An 11,231-nucleotide genomic window follows, 5' to 3' on the forward strand; every position below is an offset into this window, starting at 1 on the left:
ATTCCGGCCGGCGCGTTTTTGTCCGTGGGCTGCGGCGCTGCGCCGGGGCCGCATCGGCTTGGCCGCGATGCTCGCGCTCATCGGGCCGTCAGGCGTCCAGGGTCGCCCCGCCGTCCACGCGCAGATCGTGCAAGGTGATATGACGCGCGCGATCGGACAACAGGAAGCAGATCGCCTCGGCGATATCGTCCGGATCGGCGATCCGGCCCAGCGGCACGCCCAGCCGGAAGCGTTCGCGGGAGCCGCGCAGGATCTGCTCGCGGGCGGTTTCGTCGGCGGCGAAGGCACGTTGCATCGCGGTGTCGGTGGAACCGGGCGAGACGATGTTGCAACGGATGCCGTGCGGCGCCAGTTCCAGCGCCAGGCAGCGCAGGTACTGGGTGAGCGCGGCCTTGGACGCGGCATAGGCCGACATGCCGATCCGCGGCGCGGCGGCCGCGTTGGACCCGACCGCGACGATGCTGCCGCGGCCGCGCGGCTTCATCCTCCGCGCCACCGCCCGGGTGACCGCGAACGCGCCGCGCGCATTGACCGCCATGCAGGCGTCCCAGTCCTCCAGATCCAGATCGATCGCCTCGCCCACGCGCAGGATGCCGGCGACATGGGCCAGATGATCGATCGGCCCGAACCGGTCCTCGATCCCGCCGACGGCGGCTTCGACCGCGGCGGCATCGGCCAGGTCCACCGCCGTCGTCAGCACGCGAGTCCCCTTCGCGCGCAACGCCTCGGCGACCGCCGCCAGCCCGTCGGCGTCGCGATCGATCAACGCCAGCGCGGCCCCCGCCCGCGCCAACTGCATCGCGACCGCCGCGCCGATCCCCTGCGCCGCGCCGGTCACCAGCGCGATCCGTTCCCCGAACTCCCCTGCCCCGATCGCCGCGCTCACGCCTGCGCCTCGTTGAACTCGTCCATGATCCGGTGGCGTTCCTCGTGATAGCGCTCCTCGTCCCAGCGATCCTTCCAGTACGGCACCGCGTACATCATCGGCTTGGACACGCCGCGTTCGCGGCTGAGGAAGTCGCGGATCGCCACGACCTGGGCGCTTTCGCCGGCCAAGGTCACCGATACCCGATCGCCCGGCGGCCACGCCAAGGCGCGCACCGCCTCGAGCAGGCGCAGGCTCGGACCGGCCGGCGCGCCGTCGCGCGACACCCAGCGGATCGTCAGCCGCGGATGCGGCGGCAACGGTTGGATCTCATCGGCATCGGGCACTTCCAGCAGCGCGTCGATGCGGGCGTGGTGCGGCGCCCGCGCGATCACCGCGCACAACAGCGCGTAGCTGCTGGGATCGCCGATCAATACATGACGATCGGCGTCGGCGCGCGACAGTTCCGGACCGCCCGGTCCGGCCACGCCCAAGGGATCGCCGTTGCGCGCGGTCGCGGCCCAGCGCGAGGCCGGACCGTCGTCGCCGTGCAGGACGATGTCGACGTCGAGTTCGTTGGCTCGCGTATCGATGCGCGCGACACTGTAGGTGCGCACCACCGGCCGCACCGCGCCCTCGGGCCAGATCGGGCCGTGTTCGCCGAGCACCGGTAACACCGGCGCTTCGCCGGCGAGCGATGGAAACAGCAGCTTGATGTGCGCGCCTTCGCTGCCGGCCGGAAAACCGGCCAGGTCGGCGCCGCCCAAAGTGATCCGGCGCATCCGCGGCGTGCGCTCGGCGATGCGCAGCACCCGCAGCAGACGCGCCCGCGGCCGTGCGCTCATGCCGCCGCGCGCTCGTGTCCGGCCGCGTCGCGGCGGGCCAGTTCATGCAGCGCGATCGAAGGCTCGGCGGCGACCGTGGCGATCAGCCGCAGCAAGGCCGCCTGATGCGCGGCCAATACCGGCGCGGGGTATGCGTCGGGGTTGGCTTCGATATCGAAACGCAGGCCTTCGGCCAACGGCGACACGGTGATGTCCAGATCCTCGACCGAACCCACCGAGACCGGATGCGCGCGGCTGCGCAGCCCTTCGAACACGAAACCGCGATCGAACGGCATGATGTTGACCACCGGCCCGTACAACTGCGCGTGGCTGTCGCCCAGGCCGAGATCGTTGCGCAGCCACTCGTAGTTGTAGCGCTGATGCGGGCGCAACTCGCGCAGTTGCGCGGCGACCGCGCGGGCCAGCGCGTCGAAGCTCTGCTCGGGCGGTACGCGCAGACGCAGCGGCACCACGTTCATCGCCATGCACGGCACGCCGAGCGCGACCGAGCCGAGCCGGTTCATCACCAGCAGGCCGATACTGAGTTCGAACTCGCCGCTGCGCACGCGCATCCAGGCGAAGATCGCCGCGATCAGCCATGCCGACCAATCCACGCCGACCCGCCGCGCCGCACCCTGCCATTGCGCGTAGTCCGCCGGCGGCAACAGGCTGCGCTGCGAGTGCGAGCTGTCGGCCGGGGCGCATTTGGGCCCTAAAGTGACCGGTTCGCCCGCGCCGGCGAGATGCTGCGTCCAGAACCGACGGCTGTCCAGACATGCGGGCGACTGGCGATAGACCGTTTCCTCGGCGATCACCGGCGCCAGCGACCAGTCGCGCGCCGGCGGCGGCTCGCGGCCGGCGATCCGCGCCGAGTACAGTTCGGCGACGCGATGGATCAACAACAGATAACCGAAGCCGTCCAGGGCGATATGGTGCGCGCGCAGATACCACAGGTGGCGCTGCTCGGCGATCCGGATCAACGCGGTGGCGAACAACGGCCGTTGCCCCAGATCGGCGTTGCGCAGCAGATCCTCGCGCATCCATTGCCAAGCGCTGGCCCAGGGATCGGAACAGTCGGCGTAGTCTTCGCGCGAGATCAGCACGTTGCGCCGTTCCCGCAGCCGTTGCCGGACGCCCTCGCCTTGATCGGCATAACGCATGTGCAGCGCGTCGCAGGCGCCCAGCGCCTCGCGGATCGAGGCTTCGAGCGCCGCCGCGTCGAGCGGCCCATCGAGTTCGATCGCCTCGCCGGTCCAGAACGAAGGGCTGTGCGGATCGAGTTGCTGCCCGGCCCACATGCCCAATTGCGGGCCGGTCAACGGCAGCGCCGGATGCTCCTCGCGCATCATGCGGCCCGCCGCGATTGAATCAGTTCCCACCATTGCGCCACGCTGCCGCGCTCGGCCAGTTCGACCAGACCGATGCGCTCGCCGCGGCCGGACCAGCGTTCCAGCAAGGTCATCAGCCGGATCGAATCCAGCCCGGCCTCGAACGGATTGTCCTCGGCCGCGATCTCGTCCAGCGGCCGCTCTGTGATCAACGCCAGCTCGGTGCGCAAGGCGATCAGGCTCGCCGGCAGGCCCAGGCCTTCGCTCAGCGCCTGGATGCAGGCGGCACGATCGATCACCACGCCGCAACGGCGCGAGACATAGTGCAGCGCCATCGCGTGTTCATCGGCCGAGAAGTCGGCGACCGCATCGGCGATCAGGAACGGCTGGATGTCGTGCATGAACGCATCGGCGACGGTCATCATGCAGCCGATGTGGGCGTAGATGCCGCAGACGATCAGTTGGTCGCGGCCCTGCGCGCGCATGCGTTCGCGCAGATTGCTGGAGACGAAGGCGCTGTAGCGCCACTTGGTCAGCACCGTGTCCTGCGGCCGCGGCGCGATCTCTGCGGCCACCGGCGCCAACTCGGGCTTGGCGGTGATGCCGGCCCCCCACCAGGGCTGCAACAGGCCGCGCTGCAGCGGACTCTGCTCGGTCGGCTGGGCGGTGTAGACCACCGGCACGCCGGCGTCGTCGCAGGCCTCGCGCAAGGCGCTGATGTTTGCCAACAGTTGCGGCACCGGCGCCTGCTCGCGGTCGTAGAACGCGAGGAAGTAATCCTGCATGTCGTGGATCAGCAGTACCGCGCGGGCCGGATCCGGACGCCAGTCGACCCGGTTGGCCGGCAGTTGCGCCGCATCGGGCATGGAATAAGAGGCGATGGTGGGAATGGTCATGACGTTGCTTCTGCGAAGGGGGCCGGAGCGCCGGACGGCGCGATCTGGGGCGGGACGTTTTGGGAGGACACGCTCTGAGCCGAGACGTTCTGAACCGAGGCGGCGGGCGCGGCGAAACGCGCGCGCAAGGCCTTCTTGTCGATCTTGTCGACCGCGGTGCGCGGCAAGGCGTTGAGAAACTCGATCCGGTCGGGAATCTTGTAGGCGGCGATGCCGCGTTCGCGCAGGAACGCCGCCAGTTCGCGCACCGTCACCACCGGCACGCCGTGGGTGTCGTTGCGCGGTACCACGAACGCGCAGGACTTCTCGCCCAGCCAACGGTCCGGCATCGCCACCAGCGCGGCGTCGAACACCGCCGGATGGGCCAGTAGATAGCCCTCGATCTCTTCGGCGGCGATTTTCTCGCCGCCGCGGTTGATCTGATCCTTGGCCCGGCCTTCGACGATCAGATGCCCGCTGGGCAAACGGCGCACGCGGTCGCCGGTGCGATAGAAGCCGTCGCGGGTGAACGCGCGGGCATTGTGCGCATCGGCGCGGAAGTAACCGCGGATGGTGTACGGACCGCGCGTCAGCAGATGGCCGACCTCGCCCTCGGCGACCTCGCGATCCTCGTCGTCGACGATGCGGATCTCGTCGTCTTCGCTGATCGGCCGGCCCTGGGTGGCGAGCGCGAGTTCGGGCGGATCGTCCTCGCGGGTGTAGTTGACCAGGCCTTCGGCCATGCCGAACACCTGCTGCAGACGGCAACCGAACGCATCCGGCACCCGCCGCGCGACATCGCCGGCCAGATGCGCGCCGCCGATCTGCACGCAGTCCAGACTGCTCAGGTCGTAGCGGCCGCGCACGCGCGATTCCAACCAAGCCAGCGCCAGCGACGGCACCAGCGCGGTCAGGGTGACCCGCTCGCGCTGGATCAGCGCAAAGCACGATTCCGGATCGGCCTGACGCGCCAGCACCACGCAGCCGCCGGCATGGAACACGCCCAGCGCGCCGGGCGAGCTCATCGGAAAATTGTGCGCGGCCGGCAAGGCGCACAGGTACACGGTGCGCTCGCTGAGCCCGCAGATTCGGGCGCTGGCGCGAACGCTGTACAGATAATCGTCGTGGGTGCGCGGAATCAGCTTGGGCACGCCGGTGCTGCCACCGGACAGCTGCAGGAACGCGACGTCGCCGGCGTCGGGTGCGGGCGACTGGCACGGCTCGTCGAGCAAGCTGTCGTTGAGCAAGCTGTCGAAGCCGACGAACTCCTGCGCCTCGCCGACCACGATCACCTCGCGCAGGCAGGCATGCGCGCCGCGGATCTCGCGGATCAGCTCGCGATAGTCGAAGCCGGCCTCGCGGTCGGCGATCACGCAGGCGCGGATCTGCGCATGCTCGACGAAATAGCCGATCTCGGCGCGGCGATGCGCCGGCAAGGCGAACACCGGCAGAGCGCCGATCCGGAACAGGGCCTGACAGGCGACATAGAACTCGCCGATGTTGGGCAATTGCAGCAGCACCGTATCGCGCGGGCCGATGCCGAGCCGGATCAGTCCCGAGGCGAACCGCCGCACCCGCTCGTCGAAATGGGCGTAACTCCAGCGGCGTTCGCCGCAGACGATGGCGATTCGATCGGCATGCTCGGCCGCGCTGCGCGCCAGATCGGCGTACAGGCCGATACCGGCCCAATAACCGCGCTCGCGGTAATGCGTGGCCAGCGCGTCGGGCCAGGCGGTGAAGTCCGACGACTGCGCAATCGACAGCGCGGCGTTCATGCCCTGCCCTCCGCCGCGCCGGCGTCGAGCGCATGCGCCAGCCCCATCGCGCCGAGCATGGTCCCAAGCTTGGCGCTGGTTTCGGCCAGTTCGGCGTCCGGTTGCGAGCCCGCGACGATGCCCGCGCCGGCGAACACGGTCGCGCTGTCTTCCTCGATCAGCGCGCAGCGGATGGTCACCGCCCATTCGCCGTCGCCTTCGCCGTCGCACCAGCCGACCAATCCGGTGAACAGGCCGCGATCGTAGCCTTCCAGTTCGCGGATCGCCCGCCGCGCCGGTTCGGTCGGATAGCCGCAAACCGCGGGAGTGGGATGCAGGGCCAGCGCCAGTCGCAGCGAGCTGGTGGCCGGATCGTGCAATACCCCGTCCACCCGCGTCGACAGGTGCCACATGGTCGGGGTGACCACCAGCGACGGCGACGCGGGCACGTGCAGCTGCTTGCAATACGGACGCAAGGCCGCGGCGACGGCGTCGATCACCAGGGCGTGTTCGTGCAGATCCTTGGCCGATTCGAGCAAGTCGCGCGCGCGCCGCTGATCTTCTTCCGGATCGGGCGAACGCGGGATCGAACCGGCCAGGGGATTGGAGACGATGCGCGCGCCGCGCTTGGAAAGCAGCAGCTCCGGGCTGGAACCGATCAGGCAGGCCGGCGGACCGCCGGCGCCGGCCAGATCCATCGCGAAGGTGTAGGCCGCCGGCGCGCGTGCGAGCAATTGCCCCAGCAGTTGGGTCACATCCACCCGCGTGGCGATGCGCAGACTGCGCGACATCACCACCTTGCTCAGATCGCCGTCGTGTATGCGATCCAGCGATCTCTCGACGTTGCGCTTGAACTGCGCCGCCGCCGGCACCGGCTCGATCTGCGGCAAGGCGCGCGGCTCATGGCTCAGGCCGCTGAGCATCGCGCCGCGGTGGCGCGCGCGCCCGGCCGCGAACGCCGCCTGCGCGGGCATCCACAAGCGCGAAGGCTGGTCTGGCTCGAACGGGACCGCGCCCAACAGCGGCAAACGGCCGATTTCCAGGGCGTTCTGCGTAAGCATGCGTTCGGCCGCGCCGGCCAGATCGGCCTGGATCGGATCGGCGAGCCAGTGCAGCACGCCGCGCGTATGCAGTTGATGGTTGGCCGAAGAGAACAGCGAGTCGCGCGGGTGATAACCCGACAGCAACGAAGTCGTCGACATTCCCGGCAGCGACTGCAAAGCAGGCGCAGTGTCGACCGATGCGTACGCCGCTTGCGCTTCGCCGATCATCGCTGCGCTCCCACAAGCGCAGGCGCGGCGAGGACAACGGACGAAGCTGCGCGATCGAGCCGCGCGACGGCGAACGATCGGGCACGAAGCTGCGCGCAAGCCGCGCGTGGGAATGCGTTCAAGGGTCACCTGCAAGCTCTTATGAATGATGGAGCTTGCGGGCGCGAACGCCGGCTGGCCGAACGGACGTGGCGTAATCGCGGCGTCCGTGGCCATCTAAATTACGCCAAGCCTGCGATATCGGCAAGGTGTTGCGGCGCAGCACGCCGTTCGAATGTGATGGCGCGCTCGCGATTAGCCCAACCCGCGCGCGGTAATCAAGCGCTTCATCGCGATGCGCGTCACAGCCACGGCACGAGCGGCTGAGACGCGCATCACGGCATCGGTGCCGTACTGTCGGATCAAAAATCCTGGTAGTACACGTTGTCGATCAACACATCGACATTCGATGCCGGCGGATCGGACACCACCATGAACATCTGCTTCACCGCGTGCAGATCCAGATCGTGGAAGGCGCTGAACGGAATGCTGACCTCGCGCCACTGCCCATCGCGCACCAGCCCGTATTGCTGGCCGCCGTTGACGAAATCGATCCAACTGTCGCCGAAAGAGGTGCTGATGCCGATCTTGAAGGTCGACGGAGTGGTGGTGCGCATATGGAACTTGAGTCGGCCGTTGCCGAAGCGGCTCATGTTCTTGTGCGCGTTCAGCGCCACGCCCAGGCCGTACCAGGCGCCGGCGTTGGCGCGATAGGCCATCGACTGGCTGCCTTCGTAAGCCGGCGCCGAGATCGCGGTGAGGTTGTTCCACAGCCACAGGTTGGCGTCGCCGTTGTAGTTCAGCCGAGCGTTCATGTCGCTGCGTTCGGTGAAGACGCCGAACTTGCCGGTGGGCGGATTGGCGCCGGTGTACAGCTCGCTGCCCGGATTCTGGTACAGGCGGATGTAGTCGATCTCCATCCGTCCCGGCAGCGGCGCGCTGATCGCCTCGTTCGACATCACGCCGGTGTAACTGCCGCCGACGGCGAGATTGAGCAGCAAGTAGTACTGGTGGTGGAACTCGTGCAGGGAGGCGCCTTCGATGTTGGAGATGGCGAACTCGAAGAATTGCTGGCCGTCGATCGACACGCGGATGAACTGCGGGTCCCAGGTCATGCGGTAGGTGTGGAAATCGTTGTTGAGATCGAACGGGCTGTTGTGGTCGAGACCGTAATCGGCCTGCGAACCGTTGTAGTCCCAGTGTACCGCCGCGCCCGCGCGGCGATTGGTCGCGCCGGCGGCGATCGCCGCGGCCGAGCCCATCTCCATCAGATCGATCTCGCCGCGCGCCGGCCAGTTGCCCATCGTGCCCAGCATCCAATACGCCGGCCACAGGCCGTTGCGCAGGTCCGAAACCTTGATCCGCGCTTCCAGCGTGCCGTACTTGAAGTGCATCCGGCCTTCGGTCTTCAGGCGCGCCGAGGTGAAGGCGCGGCTGCCGAAGTTCTCGCGCCGCGCTTCGATGACCAGGCGGCCGTTCTCGATCCGCGCGTTCTCCGGGCGGCTGGTGTAGTACTGCAGCTCGCTGTTGCCCCAGCCGCAGATGCCGATCTGGCAGCCGTCGCCGACGTCGTAGATCCATTTCTCGCCGTCGATCGACGGGCCGTTGAAGTTGTCTTCCCAGACCAGGGTCTGGGCGCTGGCATCGTGCGGGACGAACAGGCCGCCGGCCGCGAGCAGCGCGGCAGCGAAGACGTGCTGGAAGTTCATGGGAACGGCTCCGGCTGGATAGGGACGAACCTGCCCGTCGCGGCCGCACTGTCGCCGCGCCGCAGATTCGCGGCCGAAACTGGGTTCGTATGACAGCGCTGTCAACGGCTGTTTTTCCTGGTTTTCCTTTTACCGGGCCGATTTCACATTCGGGTTGTGGGCGGGTTGGTAGTACGCGCACACCTGGGCCGTGGCCGTGTTGCACGACAGCAAGGCTTTCGAACAGCCGCAACCGGCGCGCAAACCGCGTCGGTGACGGATAATCGCGCCTCCGCCGTCCGCCCTGCCCTTACATGAATCTGCGTTTCGACCGTTGGCTGCCGCGTCTTCTGCTCCCGATCATGGCGCTGCTTTGCGCGGACGCGCCTGCGTCGAGGTTGGATCTGCCGCAGCGCTGGATCCACGGCGCCGGCGGCGAACCGCCTTTGCAGGTGCAACAAGCCGCGCCGGGCTTTTGGGTGCTGCGCCAGTCCAAGGCGAGCAATTTCGAAGCGCCGTTCATCTATCTGTTGGCCGGCGACGAGCGCGCCTTGTTGCTCGATACCGGCGCCGAGCCGGCGAACGGCGTCGAACTGCCGCTGCGGGCGACGGTCGATCGCCTGCTCGCGCAATGGCAAAGCGAGCGCGGACTGGCTGCGCTGCCGCTGGTGGTCGCGCACAGCCATGGACATCGCGACCACGTCCACGGCGACGCGCAGTTCCGCGATCGCGCCGACACCCGCATCGTCGGCGCGCAAGCGCCCGAAGTCGCCGCGTTTTTCGGCCTGGATCGCTGGCCCGAGGGCCAGGCACGGTTCGACCTCGGCCATCGGCCGCTGACCGTGTTGCCGCTGCCCGGGCACGAAACCGCGCATATCGCGATCTACGACGCGGACACCGCGACCCTGCTCAGCGGCGACAGCCTCTATCCGGGGCTGCTCACCGTGCGCGATTGGCGCGCCTACCGCGCCAGTGCGCGGCGCCTGGCCAAGTTCGCAGGAACGCAGCGGATCGACAACGTGCTCGGAGCGCATATCGAGATGAGCGCCACGCCGGGTCGGTTGTATTCGCTCGGCAGCGCTTTCCAGCCCGAAGAACATGGCCTTGCGTTGAGCGCGAAACAGTTGGCGCAGTGGACCAGCGCGGCCGAGAATCTCGGCGATTTCGTGCACGAGCAGGCCGGCGAGGATTTCGCCTTCGCCCGCATCGCCGCGCCCGAGGAGTTCGCCGACAAGCCCAATACCCACGGCATGCTGGTGGCCGGACTCGATGCGGTGTACTTGTCGCACCTGCCTATGTTGCATCGTCCGCACAACTATCAGCTGATCTTCGAAGCGCAACTGCCCGACGAGGTGTTGCGCAGCTATCGCGCCGACGCCGCCGAACATCCGCGCGAGTACTACACCCTGGCGCCTACCGGGCAATGGGTGCTGGCGGAGACGATCCGACCCGACGGCCGTTTCAAGGCCGACCTGTATCGCGGCCACTTCGAACGCGGCGGGGTGCTGATCGCCAAGGACTTCGAAGTCGGCGTGCGCCGGCTCGTTCATTTCCGCCGCTTCGAACCCGGCCGCGCGGCGCAACCGGCGCAGTGGATCGGTTTCGGTCGCGCCAGCGAACGCTTCCTCGCGCATCGGATCGAAGGGCCGCCGGATATGGATCAGCTCGTTCAAGTCTCGCCTGCGGCCGGATCGCCGCCTGCGCCGGAGAACCAGCCGCTGTCGATCGAAACGCCGACGGCTTCGCCCGGCGGCGCGCTGCGTGTCGGCGATCGCGTCGGCGACCTGCAGGTGCAACGGGTGATCTACACCGAATACGGCGATCTTGCCGAATAGAAGCAGGTCGAGTAGAAGCAGGCCGCAGCGATGCGCCATAGCCGGCAACCTTCCCACCGTGTCCGTGTCCGCGTTCGCGACTCACGCATGCTTAACCTTGGGCGCGCGCGAATGCTTGAAACTGTCGCGTCCGTACACCATTCTTGCCGTATCCGAACCGGCGCCCCATGACCTATTCCTCGCTACTGCTGCGCTTGCTGCTGATCGTCGCGCTGAGCCTGAACGGCTACGCGTCGGCGGCGATGTCGGTTGGCGGCGGGCACGCGATGTTCATGGCCAAGGCTGCCGCCGTGGTGGCGCCGCAGGCCGGACCATCGGACATGGCGATGGAATCGGATTGTCACGACGGCGTCGACATGGCTATGGCCCACCCCGCCGCGGCCGATCCTGCGCCTCAGCCCGCTCCGGCCGGGCACGACGAAGACTGCTGCGGCAAGTTCCGTTGCCAATGCGATTGTCTGCAGGCGATGGCGATCGTGCGTATCGATCTGCCGATGCCGCCGCCGCTGCACCACGCCGCGCTGGCATCGCCGCGCCAGGCCGATGCGCCCAAGGGCGTGTCGAGTCTGCCGTTAAGGCCTCCGATCGCCTGATTCTCGCCGCCGGGCCGTCCCCGGCATGCGGTCGTTCGCGCGCGCATCGTCGATGCCTCGTGCCGATCCACCGTTCGTACGCGCAAGCGCAGACTTTTTTCGTGGCTCACTCCTGGCTTGCGCGCATCGCGAGATTGATCGCGACTCTTCCCACTGGAA

General features: G+C 68.1%; 9 protein-coding genes. 2 read left to right on the plus strand and 7 right to left on the minus strand.

Annotated elements, in window-relative coordinates:
• Window positions 1-88: 88 nt before the first annotated feature.
• From ACTOWJ_RS04005 to ACTOWJ_RS04035, 7 genes are all read right to left on the minus strand, one after another.
• Window positions 89-886, minus strand: a complete 798-nt coding sequence (locus ACTOWJ_RS04005) for a 2,3-dihydro-2,3-dihydroxybenzoate dehydrogenase (RefSeq protein WP_441333302.1) — start codon at window positions 884-886, stop codon at window positions 89-91.
• The gene (locus ACTOWJ_RS04010; protein ID WP_441333303.1) at window positions 883-1,710 is read right to left on the minus strand and encodes a siderophore-interacting protein; all 828 of its coding nucleotides are present in this window, start codon (window positions 1,708-1,710) and stop codon (window positions 883-885) included. The genes ACTOWJ_RS04005 and ACTOWJ_RS04010 overlap by 4 nt, the downstream gene beginning before the upstream one ends.
• On the minus strand, window positions 1,707-3,038 hold the full coding sequence (locus tag ACTOWJ_RS04015) for a condensation domain-containing protein (RefSeq protein WP_441333304.1): 1,332 nt from the start codon (window positions 3,036-3,038) through the stop codon (window positions 1,707-1,709). Before ACTOWJ_RS04015 ends, ACTOWJ_RS04010 begins: the two co-directional genes overlap by 4 nt.
• Complete coding sequence (locus tag ACTOWJ_RS04020; RefSeq protein ID WP_441333305.1) at window positions 3,035-3,913, minus strand: isochorismatase family protein; 879 nt, start codon at window positions 3,911-3,913, stop codon at window positions 3,035-3,037. Before ACTOWJ_RS04020 ends, ACTOWJ_RS04015 begins: the two co-directional genes overlap by 4 nt.
• Complete coding sequence (locus ACTOWJ_RS04025) at window positions 3,910-5,667, minus strand: (2,3-dihydroxybenzoyl)adenylate synthase (RefSeq protein ID WP_441333306.1); 1,758 nt, start codon at window positions 5,665-5,667, stop codon at window positions 3,910-3,912. The genes ACTOWJ_RS04020 and ACTOWJ_RS04025 overlap by 4 nt, the downstream gene beginning before the upstream one ends.
• Entirely contained in the window at window positions 5,664-6,917 is a 1,254-nt protein-coding gene (locus ACTOWJ_RS04030) for an isochorismate synthase (protein ID WP_441333307.1), read from the minus strand. Before ACTOWJ_RS04030 ends, ACTOWJ_RS04025 begins: the two co-directional genes overlap by 4 nt.
• Window positions 6,918-7,318: 401 nt before the next feature.
• Window positions 7,319-8,665 (minus strand): glycoside hydrolase family 16 protein, encoded by a 1,347-nt coding sequence (locus ACTOWJ_RS04035; RefSeq protein WP_441333308.1) that lies wholly within the window; start codon window positions 8,663-8,665, stop codon window positions 7,319-7,321.
• 293 nt (window positions 8,666-8,958) lie between these two features.
• On the opposite strand from ACTOWJ_RS04035, the gene ACTOWJ_RS04040 reads away from it, so the two are divergent.
• Both ACTOWJ_RS04040 and ACTOWJ_RS04045 read left to right on the plus strand, forming a co-directional pair.
• The gene (locus ACTOWJ_RS04040; RefSeq protein WP_441333309.1) at window positions 8,959-10,479 is read left to right on the plus strand and encodes an MBL fold metallo-hydrolase; all 1,521 of its coding nucleotides are present in this window, start codon (window positions 8,959-8,961) and stop codon (window positions 10,477-10,479) included.
• 167 nt (window positions 10,480-10,646) lie between these two features.
• A complete protein-coding gene (locus ACTOWJ_RS04045; RefSeq protein ID WP_441333310.1) occupies window positions 10,647-11,072 on the plus strand; it encodes a CopL family metal-binding regulatory protein in 426 nt (141 codons plus the stop codon).
• The last annotated feature ends 159 nt before the right edge of the window (window positions 11,073-11,231 follow it).

It is taken from the genome of Lysobacter sp. CA199 (assembly GCF_052078715.1).
Lineage (GTDB): Bacteria > Pseudomonadota > Gammaproteobacteria > Xanthomonadales > Xanthomonadaceae > Lysobacter.